At 53.4% G+C, this 21,831-nt stretch carries 13 protein-coding genes; 9 read left to right on the top strand and 4 right to left on the bottom strand.

The genetic code is table 11. The annotated features are described in order from the left end of the window. The first annotated feature begins 46 nt into the window (after nt 1-46). On the top strand, nt 47-4,816 hold the full coding sequence (locus tag JWF83_RS08900) for an ATP-dependent helicase (protein ID WP_413649847.1): 4,770 nt from the start codon (nt 47-49) through the stop codon (nt 4,814-4,816). A gap of 59 nt (nt 4,817-4,875) precedes the next feature. On the opposite strand, the gene JWF83_RS08895 is transcribed toward JWF83_RS08900, so the two are convergent. Further along, nucleotides 4,876-5,757: an alpha/beta fold hydrolase gene (locus tag JWF83_RS08895; protein WP_413649846.1), complete on the bottom strand. Its 882-nt coding sequence runs from the start codon at nt 5,755-5,757 to the stop codon at nt 4,876-4,878. 297 nt (nt 5,758-6,054) lie between these two features. On the opposite strand from JWF83_RS08895, the gene JWF83_RS08890 reads away from it, so the two are divergent. Further along, a complete protein-coding gene (locus JWF83_RS08890; protein WP_413649958.1) occupies nt 6,055-6,642 on the top strand; it encodes a CGNR zinc finger domain-containing protein in 588 nt (195 codons plus the stop codon). A gap of 56 nt (nt 6,643-6,698) precedes the next feature. Here JWF83_RS08890 and JWF83_RS08885 read toward each other — a convergent pair whose 3' ends face one another. Continuing rightward, nucleotides 6,699-7,487 (bottom strand): MipA/OmpV family protein, encoded by a 789-nt coding sequence (locus tag JWF83_RS08885; RefSeq protein WP_413649957.1) that lies wholly within the window; start codon nt 7,485-7,487, stop codon nt 6,699-6,701. A 130-nt stretch (nt 7,488-7,617) separates the two neighbouring features. On the opposite strand from JWF83_RS08885, the gene JWF83_RS08880 reads away from it, so the two are divergent. From JWF83_RS08880 to JWF83_RS08865, 4 genes are all read left to right on the top strand, one after another. Then, on the top strand, nt 7,618-8,313 hold the full coding sequence (locus tag JWF83_RS08880; protein WP_413649845.1) for a response regulator: 696 nt from the start codon (nt 7,618-7,620) through the stop codon (nt 8,311-8,313). Beyond that, entirely contained in the window at nt 8,310-9,479 is a 1,170-nt protein-coding gene (locus JWF83_RS08875; RefSeq protein WP_413649844.1) for an ATP-binding protein, read from the top strand. Before JWF83_RS08880 ends, JWF83_RS08875 begins: the two co-directional genes overlap by 4 nt. Before the next feature lie 108 nt (nt 9,480-9,587). Next, nucleotides 9,588-10,742, top strand: a complete 1,155-nt coding sequence (locus JWF83_RS08870; RefSeq protein WP_413649843.1) for an efflux RND transporter periplasmic adaptor subunit — start codon at nt 9,588-9,590, stop codon at nt 10,740-10,742. Beyond that, the gene (locus JWF83_RS08865) at nt 10,739-13,807 is read left to right on the top strand and encodes an efflux RND transporter permease subunit (protein ID WP_413649842.1); all 3,069 of its coding nucleotides are present in this window, start codon (nt 10,739-10,741) and stop codon (nt 13,805-13,807) included. The genes JWF83_RS08870 and JWF83_RS08865 overlap by 4 nt, the downstream gene beginning before the upstream one ends. Nucleotides 13,808-14,031: 224 nt before the next feature. Here the strand turns inward: JWF83_RS08865 and pckA are convergent, their stop codons facing one another. Continuing rightward, entirely contained in the window at nt 14,032-15,666 is a 1,635-nt protein-coding gene (gene pckA / locus JWF83_RS08860) for a phosphoenolpyruvate carboxykinase (ATP) (RefSeq protein ID WP_413649841.1), read from the bottom strand. A gap of 384 nt (nt 15,667-16,050) precedes the next feature. On the opposite strand from pckA, the gene JWF83_RS08855 reads away from it, so the two are divergent. Then, the gene (locus JWF83_RS08855; RefSeq protein WP_413649840.1) at nt 16,051-17,388 is read left to right on the top strand and encodes a 2-hydroxycarboxylate transporter family protein; all 1,338 of its coding nucleotides are present in this window, start codon (nt 16,051-16,053) and stop codon (nt 17,386-17,388) included. 556 nt (nt 17,389-17,944) lie between these two features. Here the strand turns inward: JWF83_RS08855 and JWF83_RS08850 are convergent. Then, nucleotides 17,945-19,630 carry an NAD-dependent malic enzyme gene (locus JWF83_RS08850; protein ID WP_413649839.1) on the bottom strand — a complete coding sequence of 562 codons (1,686 nt, stop codon included), beginning with the start codon at nt 19,628-19,630 and terminating at the stop codon, nt 17,945-17,947. A gap of 794 nt (nt 19,631-20,424) precedes the next feature. On the opposite strand from JWF83_RS08850, the gene JWF83_RS08845 reads away from it, so the two are divergent. Next, the gene (locus tag JWF83_RS08845; RefSeq protein ID WP_413649838.1) at nt 20,425-21,060 is read left to right on the top strand and encodes a carbonic anhydrase; all 636 of its coding nucleotides are present in this window, start codon (nt 20,425-20,427) and stop codon (nt 21,058-21,060) included. Between the two features lie 505 nt (nt 21,061-21,565). Continuing rightward, on the top strand, nt 21,566-21,781 hold the full coding sequence (locus tag JWF83_RS08840) for a YdgH/BhsA/McbA-like domain containing protein (RefSeq protein ID WP_413649810.1): 216 nt from the start codon (nt 21,566-21,568) through the stop codon (nt 21,779-21,781). Nucleotides 21,782-21,831: the final 50 nt, after the last annotated feature.

Here is a 21,831-nt window from a genome sequence, read left to right as displayed (position 1 = left end):
ACCGGCCCTGCGCTGTGGTAAGTCGCGACTGAGACATGTGAACACCATGCCAGAATCTGATCAGCCAGCAATGGCGAATCCGTTACAACGTTTTGCTCTACCGATACAACAATGGTTTAGCGCTGTCTTCCACGCGCCGACACCCGTGCAACAGGCAGCATGGACGGCGATTGCCTCAGGTAAACACAGTCTGGTTATTGCTCCCACCGGTTCTGGTAAAACCCTTGCCGCTTTTCTGCATGCCATTGACGCACTGTTCGTGGAGCGTTCGCAACAGCGTGAGCAGAGCGCGTTGAAACCTGCGGCAGCCACAAAAACGCGTATTCTGTATATCTCGCCGGTTAAAGCGCTGGCTGCCGATGTCCAGCGCAATCTGCAACTGCCTCTCGCCGGCGTGGTGGCAAAGTGCCGCGAACTGGCTATACCGGAGGTCACGATTACGGTTGGCATGCGTTCAGGCGACACGCCCGCCGCCGAACGGGCGAAACTATTACGTCACCCGCCGGATATTCTGATTACCACCCCGGAATCGCTATTTTTAATGCTGACCTCACGCGCCAGGGAAACACTACGCAGCATTACCAGCGTGATCCTTGATGAAGTGCATGCGGTGGCGGGTAGTAAGCGTGGTTCGCAGCTCGCCCTCAGCCTGGAACGACTGGATCAACTGCTGGCTGAACCCGCTCAGCGGATTGGCCTGTCAGCGACCGTGCGTCCGGAGGAACGTTTGGCCAGTTTCCTCGGCGGCTCGCAGCCCGCAACCATCGTTCATCCTCCGTCATCGCGGGCGCTGGAGATGCGGATTGTGGTGCCGGTTGAGGATATGACGGATATTCCCGGTCGCCCTGATAAATCCGCTAATCTGGAAAATGCCGGATCGCCCGGATCCATCTGGCCCCATGTCGAAGCCAGCATTCTCGATCAGGTACTGGCTCGCCACTCCACCATTGTCTTCACCAATTCCCGCGGGCTGGCCGAAAAACTGACGGCCCGGCTCAACGAGTTGTATGCCGCACGTTATAGCGCGGCGCCGCCCACCGCCGGGGAAGCTATCCATTATGGTTCGTTTAGCGGCGGTACAGGTAAACGCACTGAAGGCGCGGCGCCACAGATTGCCCGTTCCCATCATGGATCGGTATCGAAAGAGCAACGCGCGGAAATTGAATCGGCACTGAAAGCCGGCGAGTTGCGCTGCGTGGTCGCTACCTCCAGCCTGGAACTGGGTATTGATATGGGACTGGTCGATTTGGTTATTCAGGTGGGCGCCCCGCCGTCGGTCGCCAGCGCGTTGCAACGAGTGGGACGCGCCGGCCATCAGGTAGATGGCACCTCTTGCGGGATAGTCTATCCGCGCACCCGGCGCGACCTGGTGGATACCACAGTAACGGTGCAATGCATGCTGAGCGGCCAGCTGGAAGCGATCGAACCACCGCGTAATCCGCTGGATGTGCTGGCGCAACAGACAGTGGCTGCGGTCGCCATGGACGCCCTGCAGGTTGATAGCTGGTTTGCCATGGTGCGTCGCGCGGATCCGTTCAGAACGCTGCCACGTAGCGCTTTTGACGCCACGCTGGATATGCTGGCGGGGAAATATCCCGCTGATGAGTTTGCGCAATTTCGTCCCCGTCTGGTCTGGGATCGCACGAGCGGCATTCTTACACCGCGTCCCGGCGCCCAGCATTTGGCGGTTACCAGTGGCGGCACCATTCCCGATAGAGGAATGTTTAGCGTGATGCTGCCGGAAGGTGAGGAACAGTCTGGTTCCCGTCGAGTGGGTGAACTGGATGAGGAGATGGTTTATGAATCGCGCGTGAACGATATTATCACCCTCGGCGCCACTTCGTGGCGTATCCGGCAAATCACTAATGATCAGGTGGTAGTCGTGCCCGCACCTGGCCGCTCCGCCCGCCTGCCCTTCTGGCACGGTGATGGTCCCGGCCGCTCTGCGCAACTGGGCAAATTGATCGGTGTGTTTCTGCGCGAAGTCGATGAGCTAATCACTACCCGGACGCAGCAACCTCAGGGTTTAGCCACGGCGAAACAACAACTGACAGCCGCCGGTCTTGATGACAACGCCGTGCATAATATTGTGGCGCTGATCGATGAACAGCGGGAAGCGACCGGCGTGGTGCCGAACGATCGGACGTTAATGATTGAACGCTGTCGCGATGAAAGCGGCGACTGGCGCATTATTCTCCATTCTCCTTACGGCCAGAGAGTGCATGCCCCATGGGCGCTGGCGATTGCCGAACGGATCAGCCGGCATATGGGGCTCGATCCTTCAGTGGTGGCCAGCGACGATGGCATTATCGCCAGATTCCCCGATAGCGAGGCGCGGGTGCCGGGCGCTGAGTTATTTCTGTTTGATGCCGACCAGCTACAGCGGGTAGTGGCGGATGCTGTCAGTGGCTCCGCACTCTTTGCCGCCAGGTTTCGCGAATGCGCTTCCCGTGCTCTGCTGCTGCCGCGCCGCAATCCCGGCAAGCGTATGCCATTATGGCAGCAACGCCTGCGCGCCGGGCAACTGCTGGAAGTCGCGCGTGAATATACTGATTTTCCTATCCTGATTGAAACCGCGCGCGAATGTCTGCAGGACGTTTATGATCTACCCGCCTTATATACGCTGATGACAAGTCTGCAGCGCGGGGAGATTCAGTTTGCTGAGGTCAATACTGAGGTTCCATCGCCCTTTGCCGCACCACTGCTGTTTGGCTATGTGGCCGAATTTATGTATGCCAGCGACGTGCCGCTAGCCGAACGGCGCGCTTCACTGTTATCGCTGGATAGCAACCTGCTGGGCGAACTGCTCGGCCAGGTGGATATGACGGAACTGCTGGCGCCGGAGATTGTCAGCCGGGTCGGTGAGGAACTACAGCGTACAGCGCCCGGTTATCAGGCCACCAGCATGGAAGCAGTGGCCGATATGCTGCGTGAACTGGGTCCGCTTTCGCTGGCGGAAATCGAGGCGCGTTATATTGCCGACGAGGGTCCTGCGCTGCAAAGCCTGCAAACGTTGCACCAAGCCCGGCGCGCCATCCGGGTGACGATCGCCGGTGAGCCTCGCTGGGCGGCCATTGAAGATGCCGCCCGTTTGCGCGATGCGCTTGGCACCTCCCTGTCGCCAGATATCCCCGCTGCATTTCTGCACCCGGCGGCACACCCGCTAAGGGATTTAATCAGCCGGTATGCGCGCACGCATACGCTGTTTACCAGCCGGCAGGTGGCGCAACGTTTCGGTCTGGGTATCGCCGTTGCCAGTGAACAACTGACGCGCCTGCGTGAACAGAATAAGGTTATTAGCGGTAATTTTGGGCTGGTCGCGGAGTTGCCGGACGAGGCCAGCCAGGGTGCTGAGGCGGTAATCAGCGCCGGGCAATGGGTGGCGTCCGCGGTGTTTAAACGCCTCAGGGTTCGCTCACTACAGGCCGCCCGCGAAGCCACCCGACCGGTGTCGCCGTCGGCTTACGTGACGCTTTTGCTGGAACGTCATGGCCTGCTGGCGGAAAACGCAGGCCATATCGCTACGCCAGCGGCCACTGATTTAGCGGGTGCCTATGAGGGGCTCAACGGCGTGGCGCGGGTGATTGAACAACTGGCGGGCGTCACGCTTCCCGCCTCACTGTGGGAGTCGCAAATTCTGCCGTCCAGAGTGCATGATTATCAACCCGCCATGCTCGACGAGTTGCTGGCCAGTGGGGAGGTAATATGGTCAGGGCACCGGCCACTGGGCGTCAGTGACGGCCTGGTCTCACTGCACCTGAGTGAATTCGCGGATGAAACCCTTCCGGCTGGCGCGGGCGAGCCGTCGATTGCCGCCGCAGATTGGTCGCCGCTACACCACGCCATCCTGGCGGTACTGGCGGACGGCGGCGCCTGGCTTGTCCGTCAGATCCTTCCTCAACTGGCGATGCGCCTTGCGCAGCAGGGTAACTCAATACACCGGACACTGGTGGAACCGGAGCCTGCTGAGGTATACCGCGTGCTGTGGCAACTGGCCTGGGCCGGTTATGTCACCACCGATACCTGGGCAGCGGTTCGGGCTTATACCGGTTCTGCCGCCGTACACCGCGCCCATCCTGCCCGCACATCCCGCAGCCGCCACCGTCGCGTCAGCAGCATGTCCGCTTACAGCACCCGGCCAGCGCCGGCAGCCCATACCATGGCGGGACGCTGGTCACTGCTGCAGCGCGAACCGGCAACAGCCGAAAGTCTGGCGCTGGCGCTGGCGGAAAATATGCTCGACCGTTATGGCGTTATCACCCGGGGGGCGGCAGTGGCGGAACAGGTACCCGGCGGTTTTCCCGCATTGCAACAGGTATTACGCAGTCTGGAGGATGCAGGCCGGATCCTGCGGGGTCGCTTTGTCGATGGTCTTGGCGCCGCCCAGTTTGCAGAAAACCTGACGATTGAACGCTTGCGCCTGCTGGCGACACAGCAGGCGCGGTCAACACCTGCTGTTGCCGTATCCGCCATGGATCCCGCCAGCCCGTTTGGCGCCACGCTGGGCTGGCCGCCCCATGCGCATGGCGCCCGGCCCGCCCGCCGTAATGGCGCACTGGTGGTGATCTGGCGCGGGGAACTGGTCATTTACCTGCCGCAGGGCGGCAAAGAATTGCTGACTTTTGCCGCTATTGACTCTGCAGACTGGCTCCAGCCTGCGGTTAACGCGCTGGCAAGCGCACTGCGACGGGAAAAGCATCTGCGCTTTACGCTGGAAACCATTGATGGACAGCCCGCCGCCAGCTCAGGGCTTATCACCGCGCTACGCGCGGCCGGTTTCTCCCGCGTGCCGCGGGGGTACAGCTGGTATGGTTAACCATGGCGTTGACCTCCCTCTCTGCCCCGCACTCAGCCAGCGACAATCCAGAGGATCGGTCAATCCGGCTGGTGGCCAATAACCTGGCGGATACGCTGTGCAATGTAAGCGGTGTGTGTTTCAAGGGCAAAGTGCCCGCTATCAATCAGCTCAATGACGGCGCCAGGATTGTCACGGCGGTAAGCCGCGGCACCCGGCGGAATAAAGAACGGATCGTTTTTACCCCAGATAACCAGTGTGGGCAGCTGCTGCTGACGGAAAAACGCCTGAAACTGCGGATAAAGTTCAAGATTACTGGCGTAATCAAGGAATAGCGCCAGCTGAATATCTTTATTTCCCGGGCGCTCCATCAACAGGCTATCCAGCGTGTAAGTTTCTGGCGCCACGCCGTCAGGATGACTCACACCATGCAGATACTGCCATTTAATCCCGGCAAAACTCAAAATAGCATCACGGATAACCTGACCATTTTTTTCTGAGGCATCAGCCCAGTAGGCGCGGACCGGTGCCCATGCCTCACCCAACCCATCGAGATAAGCATTTCCGTTCTGTGAAATCAGCCCGGTGACGCGCTCAGGAAAAGCCAGTGCCAGACGCATTCCGACAGGCGCACCATAGTCAAACACATACATAGCATAGCGCTGCAGGCCCAGAGCCTCCACGAAGGCGCTCAGCGTCTTGCCCAGGGCATCGAACGACCAGCAATAACCGCGGTTTTCTGGTACCTGGGTAAAACCAAAGCCGGGTAAATCAGGCGCAATAAGATGAAATTTATCAGCCAGCAACGGGATCAACTCACGGAACTGGTGAGAGGAAGTTGGAAAGCCGTGCAGCAGTAACAGCGTCGGGTTTTCCGGCGCACCAGCCTCACGATAAAAAACGCGTACGCCATCTGCTTCCACAAATTGATAACGAACCGGGAATGATTTTGTAAAGGGCATCGTCTGACTCCATTCGTAACTGTTAAAGTTGATTTTAATGGTTACTAACGCGATCAGTATGCGTGAAGTAAGTAACCTGTCAACACCAACTTTAAGGGTTACAGAGAAGTTTAAAGACTTTATTGCGAAATTCCACTGCGCATATGAAATGATAAATTTCTTTATATTCATGCAGATAAAATATCTTATTGACCTGCAATTTATAGCGGAAAAATTTCGCCCTTTTTCTGTAACTATTCATATCTACTTTTATAGGTTACGCTTAGCGCGTAATGTTGATAAGTGAGGTTTTTTGTGCTGCCCGATTCTCGTACGCAACCTGCTAATGGCCCGTGGTTTCTGGCCGATCATCCGGCGCTGGATTTTATTAATACCACCGCACAGATCGACGGTCATGAGCATGATTTCTGGCAATCTGACGACGACGTTGAAGCCTGGCTTAATCAGGCAGGGCTGCGGGTTGCCCCCGAGACTGAACCGCCAGCCGAACCCGGCGCGCTGCTGCAAGAAGCTCGGCGGTTACGTAACATTATTAAGCAAGTAGTGGTGCAGAAAAAACGGGGAACTCAGGTCGACACGCAGGGTATTAATCATTATCTGGTTGCGGCCGCTACGCATGATGAACTGGTCAATGCTGCAGACGGTGCTCTACAGATAAAACGTATTTATGCAAACCGCACTCCGCTGCAAAGACTGGCGCCGGTGGCGGAGCAGGCGGCATCACTACTCGCTGAGCACAATTTTGCGCTGGTGCGGGAATGTGAACATCCGGAGTGCAGCCTGTGGTTTTACGATCGTACCAAGGCGCACCGTCGTCGCTGGTGCAGCATGGCGCTTTGCGGTAACCGGGCAAAAGTGTCCAGGTTCAGGCAGCAGAAGAAATAACGTAGCGCGGTTCCCGGCTGCCCACCCGCCATCAATGCAGCTGAGCCCATCAGCGGTCAAAATGAATAGGTCACGGCGGCAGCGACTGTCGTCTGATTACGCTGGAACACAATCGGGCTGTTCGCCGCATGATCACCCAGCCAGCTATAGCCAACGCTGAGCGCCGTTCCCCAGTTCGGGCTAAACTGATGGCCCCAGATAAGAGTGCTATCCATTCCATAAAACCCTCCGGCAGCCTGGTAACGGCGGTAGCCGGAACGCTCGCTTTGTCCGTTATTCACACCATAAAACGTATTCATATAACGCCGGTCGCCAAACAGTGCAGAGACTTGTAGCGAGATATTGTCGTTGTTGTTTTGTAGCGGGATGAGGGTAACCGACGTTCGGTACTGTACACCCTGCCCATCGCTGAGCGGTAAAGTCGCACGTCCCTCAAGCGACAGCCATGGCGTAGCCATCCACCCCGCGGCGATTGAGGTATTGACCGTCGCATCAATATTACCCATGCCTTTCAGTTTGTCGGACCCATCGCGCCAGTCTGAATCACGCTCTGAGCGTCCCAGCCCATAGCCGAGTGACTGCTCAATGTAGAGGCCATCCGCACTCTGCAGATCGTATCCAATTCCTTTCAGCGAATCGAAGAAAAATGCGCCATCGCGCGCCTGCACCAACGGGAGCACTTGCGTACGTCGTTTGTCGGAACCACTGTAGACCGGTGCGTTTTGCGCGCCCAGGCCAATGGTGAGGCTCTGCTGCGCGTCACTGCCGCTATCCGCATTCGCTCCCGCTGCGGTGACGGAAATCCCCACACAGAACATATTGAATATTAACTTTCTGGTTAGCATCATAAACCTCTGCGCCGTATCATCCCCTGGCCATGTCAAATGTGCACGGCCGTGTAACAAGTGCGTATTATGAAGAGGCAGTGTCAATAAACTGTCGGGGTTTTATGAAGAAACGGTCAAGGTTGCTTAAATGAATGCAAAACGTGTACTGGTGATAGAAGACGATGCCGATGCCGCCGATGTCCTTGAGGCGTATCTTCGTCGTGAAAATTATGATGTCGCCGTCGCTGGCGACGGTCTCAGGGGGTTGAGCATGGTGCAAAGCTGGAAACCCGATCTGATCCTGCTTGACGTTATGCTACCCGGTATGAATGGTACCGAAGTGCTTGCCGCCATTCGCCGTGCCGGCGATATACCGGTAATCATGGTTACTGCGATGGGGGATATCTACGATAAAATCGGCGCCCTGCGTTACGGCGCTGATGATTATGTCGTCAAACCCTATAATCCGGGTGAGGTGATCGCGCGCGTGCAGGCAGTTTTACGCCGCGCCGCGCCCATCAGGGTGCAAGGCAAACAGCTGCGCTGGGAAGGGTTAGACGTTGACGAAGAGTCAATGACCGTCACGGTGACAGACTCATCAGGGCAGCAGTCAAAACCAGATCTGACGCCTACTGAGTTTATTCTGCTGACGACGCTAATGCACTCACCGACCAGACCGCTTTCACGCCAGCATTTGCTTGAACGCTGCCTTCCCGACAGTGAAGCACTTGAGCGGGTTGTGGATACACATATCTACAATTTACGCAAAAAACTGGAAACGGCGGGTATTAGCAATATTCTGCTAAATGTTCGGGGTATCGGATACAGGTTCAGAAAGCCATGAAAAAATCACCAAGCGACTCTCTCTGGCGTTGGATCTGCGTCCGTATTCTGACGCTGGCGATCGGTTCGGTTATTGCGATTGCTTTCTGCATGTGGCTTCGTTTCAATATTCAGAATCTGTGGATCATTTATCACATGCCGCAAGAGGTGAAAGAGGCGTTTTTACCGCTGATTGAACATCCTGAACGTAACCCGGCACTGTTTCATCAGGTTATGGACCAGCGCTGGGGGATTGGCTACTCAGCGCCTTCGATCATGTCAGCAGACTGGATTATGGTCGGCGTACTGGTTCTGGTGATCATTCCTTTTATCGTTATTATCGGTCTCCGCTCTGCCCGCCCCCTGTCGGCACAGTTTATAACCCTTGCCACCGCGGCGAGAGCCGTGTCACGCGGTGAGTTTAGGGTTCGTGCCCGGTTGGTAAAAAACGCCCCTGAAGAACTGGCTCAGTTTACTGAAGATTTCAACACCATGACGCAGCAACTGGAGCGTTATGAAAAGGAGTTACACGCCTCGCATGTGGCGATGGCGCATGAGCTTCGATCGCCGCTGACGGCCGCGATCGGCCGGATACAGGGAATGCTTGATGGGGTGTTTAATCTGGAACCGCAGCAACTGACGATGGTGATGAAACAGCTCAAACTCCTCAGCCGGTTGACCGATGATCTGCATTTATTGTCTCTCGCCGAAGCGGGTCAACTGACCCTCAGCAAGAACACCCTGAACCTCACTGAGGTGTTGAAAGAACGGGCGGCCTGGTTGAAACCTCAGGCAGAAGCATGCGGTATGTTAATTACGGTAAAATCACACACTCAGGCGTTATATACCGGCGATGTTTTCCGACTGGGACAGGTATTTACCATTATCATGGAGAATGCGCTGCGTTATGCGGCAGACGGAGGCAACCTGAGTATCGGCGTCAACCGTAAAGGGAGCGGATTCGATATCACTTTTCAGGATAAGGGGCCGGGTGTCTCTGCCGAATTTTTACCGGCAATGTTTGAACGTTTTACCCGAGCCGAAACGTCCCGGGGAAGACATTCAGGCGGCAGTGGACTGGGGTTATCAATTGCACAAGCCATTTGCGTTGCACATGGCGGTAACATTATTGCAGCCCTTCCCCCGGAAGGCGGCCTGTTGCTGACGGTACATCTGCCCGGCCAGTAATCAACAAGTACAACATATTTTGAGTCTTGACCATTCCTTGATGAAATGTAAAGAGAATCTGGACAAAACCTGGATTGAATAGCGCTATCTCAGTTCAGGAATACCGCCATGACCCATCTCTTCACCCACTGCGCTAAACAGGCGTTACATCATATCGGAGGGACAGACAGGCTGAAGCCCGCTCTGTTCATCATTCCTCCTTTGCTGTTTTTGTTATCTGCGGTCTTGTTACTTTCGGGCTGCGGCGATAAAAATCAGCAACAAACTATTGCCCCCCGGCCGGTGCGCTACATTGTCGCCCCGCCACCTGCCTCAGGCATTCCCGCTATCCAGACCGGTGAAATTCGTGCCCATGATGAGGTCGCACTGGGGTTCCGCCTGGATGGTCGCATGCTCGACCGAATGGTGGATGTCGGCGACCATGTGCAAGCCGGACAGATTATTGCCACTCTGGACAGTGACACCAGCCAGAATCAGCTTCTCAGCGCCCGGGCCGATTTGGATAGCGCGCGGGCTGCCGAACACACCGCCGCACTTAACCTGCAACGGATGAAACAGCTAATGCCTCTGGGGGCGATAGCACGCGCCCAGTATGATACCGCGCAGTCTGACTGGCAGGCCGCCGCATCGCATCGCCAGAGCAGTGAAGCGGCATTTAAAAATGCCAGGGATACCCTTTCCTGGACCCGTCTGGCAGCCCCGTTATCCGGGGTAGTCATTAGCGTCAGCGCCTCGCCGGGTCAGGTAGTCAGTAGCGGGCAGACAGTCGTCACCCTTGCCGCCAGCGGCGCACGCGATGCGGTATTTGACCTCGCCGATCCTCAGCGGGTAGCCGGTAATAATGACACTCCGTTTACGCTATCGCTGCTTTCGCAACCCTCAATACGTACCACCGGGCACCTTCGCGATATCAGCCCGCAAGCCGATCCACAGACACGTACCTGGCGGGTACGCATCACGCTGGACACCCCGCCGGATGCCATGGCGCTGGGAGCCACCGTGCAGGGCGAAATGGGGCAGACCGGCCAGGCCGTGATCAGGCTGCCCGCGACAGCCCTGACGCGCCAGGGAAATAAGCCGGCGGTGTTTGTCGTCGACCGCACCAGTCTGAAATTACAGCTTCGCCCGGTAAACCTGGCGCACTTCACAAACGCAGCCATCTTCATCGCCGAAGGCATAAGTCCCGGAGAAACAGTCGTCACAGCAGGAGTTAGTCAATTACGTCAGGGAGAGAAAGTCTCGCTCGCAGAGGATAAACCATGAAACATCGCTCTGCTCAACGCACGTTTAATCTCTCGGCATGGGCATTAAAAAATCAGCAACTGATGGTTTTCTTTATGCTATTGATTATGGCGGCGGGAATAATCAGCTACGAAAGTCTGCCGCGCAATGAGGACCCGGCTTTTACCATTAAAACCGCGATTGTTTCCGCGCAGTGGCATGGCGCAAACGTGCAGGATACGATAAATCTGCTCACCGACCCGCTGGAGAAGAAGCTGCAGGAAACGCCTTACCTCGATTACGTCGAGAGTCAGACCCGGGCCGGGCAGTCGATAATTTACGTTAACCTGCGTGACGATACGCCCCCTGCACAGGTGCCCAATATCTGGTATCAGGTCAGGAAGAAGATGCAGGATATCGCGGCATCATTACCGGATGGCGTTCAGGGACCGGCGGTCGATGATGACTTCGACGACACATTTGGCACGATTTACGGTTTTACCGCCGAAGGCTATACCCCACGGGAACTTCGGGACAAGGTGGACGATATCCGCCGCGACCTGATGTCTCTGCCCGACATGGGGAAAATATCGCTGCTGGGTGAGCAGGAAGAGCAGATGGTGATCGCGTTTTCACCACGCAAACTCGCCGGCATGGGATTGGATCTGCAGCAGGTCAGCGCTGCGCTCAAAGCGCAGAATAGCGTGGTATCCGCCGGAGTATTAAGAAGCCGACAGGACAATATCGCCTTACGGGTAAGCGGCGCGCTGGATTCTGATCAAAGCCTTCAGTCCATTACGTTACATATTGACGGGCGCTATATCCCACTAACCGATATTGCGACCATAAGTCGAAAGCCCGCCGAGCCACCAACCCCGACATTCAGAGTCAACGGCCAGCCAGCCATTGGCCTGGCGATTTCGATGGCGCCGACCGGCAATATGTTAAAATTCGGCCAGGCAATCACCCGTCAAATGACTGATATTCAGTCCCGCCTTCCCCATGGGATTGAAATGATTAAGATTGCAGACCAGTCCGCCGTGGTCAAAGAGGCTGTCAGTGGATTCGTCCACGTCCTGCTGGAAGCGATCGTTATTGTTCTGGCCGTCTCCTTTATCTCACTTGGCACCCGTGCAGGCCTGGTCGTGGCAGCCGCCATTCCTCTGGTGCTGGCAATGACGTTTGCCGGCATGATGTTGTTCGGCATCGGGCTGCAGCGAATCTCGCTCGGCGCGCTAATCATTGCGCTTGGCCTGCTGGTAGACGATGCCATGATCAGCGTAGAAGCGATGGTGGCCAGACTTGAGGCCGGTGACAGCCGCTGGCGTGCCGCCACATATGCTTTCGAAACCACAGCGTTTCCTATGCTCACCGGCACGCTGGTGATGATTGCCGGTTTCATTCCGGTGGGCTTTGCTGCGTCAGGCGCCGGCGAATATTGCTTCTCGCTATTTGCCGTGGTGATGATTTCTCTGCTTTGCTCCTGGGTTGTTGCCATTCTGTTTACGCCGCTGATGGGCACATGGCTGTTATCCCTGCCACCAGACCATCATAACGCCGTACCGGGAAAGCTGGTGCTGTGCTATCAGAAACTGCTCAGGGTGATATTACGCCACCGGTGGCTGACATTAAGTGCGGCAACAGGCATGCTGGTCATTGCTGCCTGGGGATCAACCTTCATGCAGGGAGAGTTTTTCCCGGCATCCGATCGCCCTGAATTGCTGGTCAGTCTGACGTTACCGGCAAACGCCTCTCAGGAAGAAACAACACGCCAGACAAAACGTCTGGAACAGTCCCTACAGGGTAATAAGAATATCGACCATTTCACCAGCTATATCGGCGGCGGCGCCATACGCTTCTATCTGCCGATGGACGTATTGTCCGACAATGAAAATACCGCACAGATGGTGGTGGTAGCCCGGGATTTGGATGCCAGAGACCGTCTCCGAAATCAGTTAGACACGATCCTTGCCAAAAACTTTAGTGACCTGACAACGCGCGTTTCGCCTCTGGAACTGGGCCCCCCGGTCGGCTGGCCGCTCAGGTATCGCGTCATTGGGCCTGATTATGAAAAAGTGCAGAAAATTTCCCGCCAGCTGGCCGCCACCCTGGGAGACAGCCCTGCTTCCAGCGAGGTGAACCTCACAGCCGGTGAGCCAGAGCGGGTGATCACCCTGAATATTAATCAGACAGCGGCACGCGCCGCTGGGGTCTCTTCGGAAAGTCTGGCTAACTCGCTGAACACCGTTTATTCAGGAAGTGTTATTACTTCAGCACGCGACGGCAATCGCGTGATTGATGTGGTATTACGCGGTACCGATGAGGAACGTCAGGACACGGCGATCCTTTCCGGATTGATGATAACCACGGCTAACGGGGAAAAAATACCGCTTAGTCAGGTTGCCACCCCCGTCTGGGGAATTGAAGATCCTCTTATCTACCGGCGTAACCGACTGCCGTTCATCACGGTTCAGACCGACGTTGCGCCGGGCATGGGGGCGTCTGAGGTATCAGCCAGGTTAGCGCCACGAATACAACAGTTACGCGCAACGCTGCCTGCTGGTTATCATATCCGGGAAGATGGAGCGGTCGCCGAATCAGAGAAGGGTAACAGTTCGGTATTTGCCGTACTGCCAGTGACGATCCTGATTATGCTGGTACTGCTTATGGTGCAGTTGCGGAACATCTCATATATGTTGCTCGCGCTTTTAATGGCGCCGTTTGGATTAATTGGTGTGGTATTGGCGATGTTGCCAGCGGGTATTCCGATGGGATTTGTCTCGCTGCTGGGTATTATCGCCCTGGCAGGCATGATTATCCGTAACGCGGTGATCCTGATAAGCGAAGTGGATAGCAATACCCAAACCGGCATGTCAGCGGAAGATGCCATCATCGCAGCCGCACAGCACCGGTCACGTCCTATCTTTCTGACCGCCTGTGCAGCGATCCTTGGGATGCTGCCGATCTCACGGCAGGTGTTCTGGGGGCCAATGGCTTTTGCGATCATCGGAGGCTTATTTATTGCGACAATGATTACACTGACCGTTCTCCCGGCCGCGATGAGTTTTGTCATACGGGCAGAAACTAAAGGAACCCCCCCCCCCTAAATAGCGAGTGTACAACCACTCCATCACGGCAAAAAACCTGTAAGATATGGTGAAACCCGCGGATACGGGTTTCACCTGATTAAGCCGATTTAACTTCATCATCCGCCGATCTACCTGTCGTTTGCCAATCCGGCACGATAAGTAAGGCGATAACAGGCTATAGATAAAAAGCGCATATTAATGGACTGCATGCCATAAACTGAGGCCGTTCATATATCGCCGTTTTAGGCTGAGATAACCGGCCCTGCGCCGACCAGTAATTTCCCTTCTGGCGTATCGGTATAGTGAGCAAAGTTATCAATGAATTTTTGCGCGAGCTTCGTCGCTTTTTCATGCCATTCGTCATCACTACTATAACTGCGACGCGGATCCAGCAATGCAGCATCGATGCCGTTAATATTCCGCGGAACCCCGATGCCAAACACCGGCAGTTTATCCGTCGGCTGATCATCAAGCTCACCGTTTAAAATCGCATTAATAATTTTACGCGTAAGCGCAAGCGGCATCCTTTTACCGCTGCCATTCCAGCCAGTGTTCACAAGATAGGCTTTTGCGCCTGCGCTACGCATACGATGACACAATACTTCAGCGTATCGGGTGGGGTGAAGGGAAAGAAACGCCGCGCCAAAACAGGCGGAAAACGTCGGAGTGGGTTCGGTTATCCCACGCTCGGTACCGGCAAGCTTGGCGGTAAATCCCGACAGAAAATGATACTGCGCTTGCCGGTCGCTCAGTACGGAAACCGGTGGTAACACCCCGAAAGCATCAGCGGTCAGGAAAATCACACGTGACGCATGCCCCGCCTGAGATGCTGGCCGAACGATATTATCAATGTGGTAAAGAGGATAAGAGACACGAGTATTTTCGGTCCTTGAGGCATCAGCATAATCGACTTCACCATTAGCTAACACCTTAACGTTTTCCAGAAGAGCATCGCGGCGGATAGCGGCGTAAACTTCCGGCTCGGCGCTGGCGGAAAGATTGATGGTTTTCGCATAGCAACCGCCTTCGAAGTTAAACACTCCATCATCATCCCAGCCGTGTTCATCATCCCCAATAAGACTACGATTCGCATCGGTGGATAAGGTGGTTTTACCGGTACCGGATAAACCGAAAAACAGCGCAACATCCCCTTTTTTACCCACGTTTGCTGAACAGTGCATAGACGCAATGCCCTGCAAGGGCAAGAGATAGTTCATTACTGAAAATATCCCTTTTTTCATTTCTCCGCCATACCAGCTACCGCCAATCAGCTGCATGCGTTCTGTGTAATTGAAGGCAATGAAATTTTTTGAATTCAGCCCCTGCTCTTTCCAGTGCGGATTCGAACATTTTGCCCCATTGAGAACGACAAAATCCGGCACAAAACCTTCAAGTTCTGACTGTTCGGGACGAATAAACATGTTTTTCACAAAATGAGCCTGCCAGGCGACCTCGGTAATAAACCGGACCCGCAGACGACTGGCGGAGTTTGCTCCGCAATAAGCGTCGATAATAAATAACCGTTTTCCGGACAGTTGCGCACTCACTTGCTTTTTCAGACTCTGCCACACGGCGCCGCTGATGGGTTTATTGTCATTTTTTGCTGCCGATTCATCAGCCCACCAAAAGTTATCGCTAGTTGCTTCATCTCTTACAATATATTTATCACGAGGTGAACGGCCGGTGAATATACCCGTATCGACACAAACCGCACCGCTTCGCGTGACGGAAGCCATTTCATAGCCGGTCAATGTAGGGCGGATTTCCTCTGCAAATAATTGATTATAGCTGGGGTTGTATATTATCTCACTGACATTTTCAATCCCGTAATCAGCAAGATGTTTAGCAATGGTGTTTCTTTCTTTAAACGCAGGCATTTGTATTATCCTTTCTGATTTATAAGTATAAACTCAACATTCATCGGCTTATTGCGATCATTACAGGAGGGTGATACAACCTGTGTTATAGCATGCAGCGCCCTCTTACCATGATAATTTTAATTACTTTATTATTAGTTAACTTTCTTAAATCCAACCTGTAATGCCCCTCACATATCAGACACCGGACCGTCAAAGATGACTTTTTAAGATCTGAAAGACATGCTAGGTTAGCAGTGATGTTAAAATGACAGTGCGTTTACCACCGATAAAAATAAACTTATTATCCTACTTACTTCTTTATTAACCATAATATTTAGTTAAAACACCCTATAAAATAACCAGCCTGTTATTTCCCTTATTCCAGGCTTCTCTCGCAGGTGAATGATGAACAATAATCATATAAAGCCCCAACTCTCCCGCACAAGCATCGCCGACCAGTGGCTACGCATAGCTGGCCAGCATGAAGTGGGAGCCGTTCCTCTGTTCCTTTTTATTAGTATCGCCACCATTGTGGCAATATCCTCATGGGCGGGGATCCTGCCCAAAAACATGATTGGTGGTTTGGGTATTATAATGACGCTGGGCTTCGCGTTCGCGCAGATTGGCAGAAAAACGCCATTGTTAAAAGATATCGGCGGCCCGGCTATCCTGTGTCTGCTGGTTCCTTCTGTTCTGGTCTATTTTGACATCTTCCGCGCCGATACCCTTGATACGGTAAAACTGCTGATGAAAGAGGCCAATCTGTTGTATTTTGTTATTGCCTGTCTGGTCGTAGGCAGCATTCTTGGTATGAACCGTTTTATCCTTGTCCAGGGGATGATCAGAATGTTTGTGCCTTTAGTCATCGGCACAATTACGGCGGTGGTCACCGGGCTGTTGGTGGGTAAACTATTCGGCTATAGTTTTTACCACACGTTCTTTTTTATCGTCGTGCCGATTATTGGCGGGGGGATCGGGGAAGGAATTCTGCCGTTATCTCTGGCCTATTCGGCAATCCTCGGTAGCGCCCCCGATGTATATGTCGCACAACTTGCGCCGGCAGCCGTGGTAGGCAATATTTTTGCTATTGTCTGCGCCGGGCTACTGACGCGGGTTGGGAACAGCCGTCCGGCCCTCAGTGGTGACGGTATGCTGATCCGCTGCAAAGAAGATAACATCAGGTTTACCCGGAGCGAGGAACCACAACAAACAGATTTCCAGTTAATGGGTGGTGGTCTTCTGATGATTTGCGCCTTCTTTATCGTTGGCGGCCTGTTCGAAAGATTAGTGCATATCCCCGGTCCAGTGCTGATGATCCTGATTGCCGTATTGTGTAAATATACCAAAATCATCCCGCAGAAAATGGAACTGGGGGCGTATAGCTGTTACAAATTCGTCTCTGCTGCGCTGGTATGGCCGCTTATGATTGGGCTCGGTATGCTGTATGTTCCGCTGGAAAGCGTCGTTTCTGTATTCTCGGTGGGGTATGTAGTGGTATGCGGTTCGGTGGTGTTGTCGATGGCGGCTATTAGCTTTTTTATTGCACCTGCTCTGAATATGTACCCGGTTGAAGCGTCTATTGTCACCACTTGTCATAGTGGTCTGGGAGGAACCGGCGATGTGGCCATTCTTTCCGCTTCCGGTCGTATGTCGCTGATGCCGTTTGCACAAATCGCAACGCGCATTGGCGGCGCAGCCACCGTTATTGGCGCGACCTTGTTGCTGGGCTGGATTGTTTGATGCTCTAAGCACGGATATGGTTTGATATTACCCTGCCACAAAGATAATGGTAAACAGGCAGACAGCCAGCAATTGCCTGGCTGTCTGCCTGGTGTATTACCCTATCAAATTACAAAATAGTTAAATACAATCATTAACTCAGGATTAATTATTTTTACAGCAAAGGATAAATAGCTTTCCTGACGTCACGGTATCCCATAATTTATACGGAAAATATAGTATCTGAGGTTTGAATGGCAAGTGTTTCAGGCAACCGGTTAGCATCTGCCTTCGCAGGACTCCCTCCATCTATCAAACCATCAGTATCCGCCGCTAGATAAAGTGCCTTACTAATAGCTACGCTGTGTTCCCCGCAAGGTAATTAATCCCCCGCGAAGCGAAGGAACTGGAATGGGGTAATCTCATAATCGACACGGCTATGATGATATAATTGCTTATTTCCTGGTGATGTCCGGCGCATGGGTGAGTTGACATTATGTTGCTACGCGCCAGGATATCCCGGCCCGGACATCCTGTATTGACAGATTGTCGAAGCCGGGTGAAGGGTGACAAACGACTATAAAGAAGAACGTTTATAAGGGGGATATTCTGCCTGCCAGAACACCGCATCCAGAGCATCGTTCAGGCTTGTATCACTCATTAGTGGCGCAACATTATCCTGATGAGCTGCACGGGCAACGGCAAAACCAATAGCCCGGGAAAGGTCCTGGATCCCCGTTAACGGTGGTAAAAGCGCCCCTGAGCCATTCACCGCGAGGGGCGAGTGAAGGGCAAGCGTCTGGCTTGCGGCCAGCAGCATACCGTCGGTGACACGTTCAGCCCGGGAAGCCAGAATACCTAATCCCAACCCCGGGAAAATATAGGCATTATTACATTGCGCCACTTCGTAGTGTCGATCCCGGTAAAATACAGGTGCAAACGGACTACCCGTGGCCACCAACGCCGCCCCTTCCGTCCAGGCGATTAAATCCTGCGGGCAGGCCTCCGCACAAGAGGTTGGATTAGACAGAGGCATAATCACGGGACGCGGACAGTGGCGGTGCATCTCTTTCACGACTTCTTCGCTAAATAACCCTGGCTGGCCGGAAACCCCAATCAAAACGGTAGGATGTACATGCCGAACGACATCCAGCAGGGAAATAGCATGGAAGTCGACATCCCAGTGATCAATAAGCGCTCTGCGAGTAACCAGACCCCGTTGAAAATCAAGCAGATTGGGCATTTCATCCGTTAACAAACCAAACCGGTCCACCATGAATATCCGATCGCGCGCTTCTGCTTCGGTAGCCCCTTCGGCAATCATTTGTGCGACGATTTTTTCAGCGATCCCGCAACCTGCCGAGCCCGAGCCGAGAAATACCACCCGCTGATCGCGGAGACGGGTTCCCGCCGCATTGCCCGACGCAATCAGTGTTCCCAGCGCCACGGCAGCGGTACCCTGAATATCATCGTTAAAGCAACAGAGCTGGTCGCGGTAGCGGTTCAGTAACTGAGTAGCGTTTTTTTGGGCGAAATCTTCAAACTGCAACAATACTTTGGGCCAGCATCTTTTTACCGCACTGATAAACATATCCATAAACTCCAGATACTCACCATCAGTAATACGGGGATGCCGCCAGCCCATATATAACGGGTCATCGAGACGCTGGGCATTATTAGTACCAACATCCAGCATGACTGGCAGAGTAGCTGATGGCGCAATTCCCCCACAAGCGGTATACAGCGATAGTTTGCCAATAGGAATGCCCATCCCGCCGATCCCCTGGTCACCCAGCCCCAAAATACGTTCACCGTCGGTCACGACAATAACTTTAATGTCGTTTTTAGAAAAACTTTGCAGCATATCATCGATATGATGGCGATCGGGCCAGGCGATAAATAACCCTCTGGCGCGGCGGTAAATATCAGAAAAATGTTCGCATGCCTCACCGACTGTCGGGGTATAAATAATCGGAAGCATCTCGTCAAGATGTGCACGGAGCAAGTTATAAAACAGAGTTTCGTTGGTATCCTGGATATTACGAAGATAAATATGTTTGGATATGTCCCGTTTAAAATCTGAGAATTGTGACCAGGCTCGTGCTGTCTGATCATTGATATCTTCGACCTGATTTGGCAACAGGCCAGTCAGATTAAATTCCAGGCGTTCCTTGTGGGTAAAAGCCAGTCCTTTGTTTAAAAGCGGATTTTCCAGTAATACCGCGCCGGTATATGGCGTATAATAAGACGCTTGCTTTGACATTATGACTCCAGTCTGGCTGCCTGCAGTAAAGTATGCACGTCAGAACTTTTTTCCATCCATCACTGAGGTAGCCGGTGTAGTTAGGGAGGTTATTAGAATTATTTGCCATCCGATTGTAGCGACTATTAAACGTCTGAAGCATTTACTTAAACTACATAATGATTTAAATAGTTTCGTGATTGGTTATAGATTTAATTTCAGATTGTTAGCGATAACAGGCTGCAGAAATCCGGGAAAATAAATGTGATCAGCATCTCAAAATAACCCACTACGGCCTGATAAAAAATATCTCAACCTACTTATAAACATGATGTACTGCGCTGAAATATATCCAGACATTGCCGCTGCTGCCACCACCCGCGACAGATTTATATTCGGCAAAAATTAAGCTTTCAGATTGCCTATGTAACAATCCGTCATTACAGCATCTGGTCTGAGCTGACCGTAATATCCATTGCGGTAATAGCCAGCTATGGCACGCCTGGCTGATAAAACACGGCAAATTGCGGGCGGTAGGATCTGCGCAACTTACCGGAGCGGTAGCGGATAACACACCGTGCAGTTTTTGCCGGCAACTGAGCGGGCCGACCGGCAAGCGTTGACACCGAAGCGTCAATAGTCAAAATATCAGCACAGGGTGAACTTGTTGCTTATGTTGCTGATAAACAGATCGGGCGCATCAGGGTAGCAGGTCACCTGACTCACCCTGCCTGTTGTGTCTGCTGGTATGGCAATGACAGAATGGGTGCTGTCGAATACCGTAACCATAAAATACAGAAAGTAGAGATACCGCTATGCAGCACATTATTGAAGGTTTCCTGAACTTCCAGAAAGAGATTTTCCCGCACCAAAAAGAGTTGTTCCGTAGCCTGGCTTCCAGCCAGAATCCTAAGGCTCTGTTTATCTCCTGTTCTGACAGTCGCCTGGTGCCAGAATTGGTGACGCAGCAGGAACCCGGACAGCTGTTTGTTATTCGCAATGCAGGCAATATCGTGCCTTCCTTCGGCCCGGAGCCGGGTGGCGTATCTGCCACTATCGAGTATGCCGTCGTTGCACTGGGTGTGAGTGATATCGTGATTTGCGGCCACTCAAACTGCGGCGCGATGAAAGCGATTGCTTCCTGCCAATGCCTGGATCCGATGCCTGCGGTGGCTCACTGGCTGCGTTATTCTGATGCGGCCAAAGCGGTGGTTGAGAAGAAAAGTTACAGTAGCGAAGATGAGAAAGTGAATGCCATGGTACAGGAAAATGTCATTGCACAATTGAACAATATCAAAACCCACCCTTCCGTTGCCGTCGGCCTGCGTAATAGCACGCTGCGTCTGCATGGCTGGGTGTATGACATTGAAAGCGGCGTTATCCGTGCCCTGGAGAAAAATAGCCAGCAGTTTGTCTCACTGTCCGAGAATCCAGAGGTCTATTTCGAGTAAACGCCCGGGAAAGCAGAGCTGCTGCGAGAGAGAGTAGGATAATTGCCAACCGGATACCGGTTCTCTTTCTTAAACTAACGCCCTAATTTACTCACTTAAGACCCTTCTCACCGGGCCTGGCTGGGGAATGGCGGATCGGTGCAGGGCCTTTCGCCCTGATAAAAACCAACCGGATACCCCATCTGGCCCGATTTTCTTTAACTTAACTCAGTAAAGTTTTTGATGCGCAAATCGGGCTGTCGTCCCTCTCCCCCTGCCCCTTGCGCGAGTTCCTGCATATCGTGGTTTCCATCACGTAACTTCAATCAGGACAGACGGTATATGTATCCAGTCTACATTCCGCGGAGATGTCAGAAAGAAGACAAACCGGACGCTTCTGTTTCTTTAACCGAAAATAGTGTGACGCAGATCGCACTATTAGTTAAGACGCTAATAGTAACCAGGGTTATTATCACTTCATCGAAGGCACACAGCCTTCCGCCAAAAACCTGAAAGGATTTTAACCATGAAAATTATCAAAACGCTGTCTGTTGCCGCTGTTACCGCCCTGTCACTGATGTCATTCGCCAGCTTTGCCCAGAGCATCTCCGTCAACTCTTCCACCCTTGAAGGTGCCGAAGCGAAAGTGGCCGCACAGGCTCAGCAGCAGGGTGCGCAGTACAAAATTGTAGAAGCCAACACCAACAACCGTGTACATATGACCGCCGAAATCTATAAATAACGGATGGTTGCAAAAGGAAGTGCCAGAAGAGGCCGCCCACCGGGCGGCCT

It is taken from the genome of Pantoea sp. B65 (assembly GCF_047308185.1).
Classification (GTDB): Bacteria; Pseudomonadota; Gammaproteobacteria; order Enterobacterales; family Enterobacteriaceae; genus Erwinia.
The sequence above is the reverse complement of the archived record's forward strand: the minus strand, read 5'-3'. Positions and strand labels throughout refer to the sequence as shown.

What these genes read in the sequence shown, in the direction of transcription:
- JWF83_RS08900 (WP_413649847.1), top strand. Translation starts at nt 47, where the DNA reads ATGCCAGAATCTGATCAGCCAGCAATGGCGAATCCGTTACAACGTTTT.
- JWF83_RS08895 (WP_413649846.1), bottom strand. Translation starts at nt 5,757, where the DNA reads ATGCCCTTTACAAAATCATTCCCGGTTCGTTATCAATTTGTGGAAGCA.
- JWF83_RS08885 (WP_413649957.1), bottom strand. Translation starts at nt 7,487, where the DNA reads ATGCTAACCAGAAAGTTAATATTCAATATGTTCTGTGTGGGGATTTCC.
- JWF83_RS08880 (WP_413649845.1), top strand. Translation starts at nt 7,618, where the DNA reads ATGAATGCAAAACGTGTACTGGTGATAGAAGACGATGCCGATGCCGCC.
- JWF83_RS08875 (WP_413649844.1), top strand. Translation starts at nt 8,310, where the DNA reads ATGAAAAAATCACCAAGCGACTCTCTCTGGCGTTGGATCTGCGTCCGT.
- JWF83_RS08870 (WP_413649843.1), top strand. Translation starts at nt 9,588, where the DNA reads ATGACCCATCTCTTCACCCACTGCGCTAAACAGGCGTTACATCATATC.
- JWF83_RS08865 (WP_413649842.1), top strand. Translation starts at nt 10,739, where the DNA reads ATGAAACATCGCTCTGCTCAACGCACGTTTAATCTCTCGGCATGGGCA.
- pckA (WP_413649841.1), bottom strand. Translation starts at nt 15,666, where the DNA reads ATGCCTGCGTTTAAAGAAAGAAACACCATTGCTAAACATCTTGCTGAT.
- JWF83_RS08855 (WP_413649840.1), top strand. Translation starts at nt 16,051, where the DNA reads ATGATGAACAATAATCATATAAAGCCCCAACTCTCCCGCACAAGCATC.
- JWF83_RS08850 (WP_413649839.1), bottom strand. Translation starts at nt 19,630, where the DNA reads ATGTCAAAGCAAGCGTCTTATTATACGCCATATACCGGCGCGGTATTA.
- JWF83_RS08845 (WP_413649838.1), top strand. Translation starts at nt 20,425, where the DNA reads ATGCAGCACATTATTGAAGGTTTCCTGAACTTCCAGAAAGAGATTTTC.
- JWF83_RS08840 (WP_413649810.1), top strand. Translation starts at nt 21,566, where the DNA reads ATGAAAATTATCAAAACGCTGTCTGTTGCCGCTGTTACCGCCCTGTCA.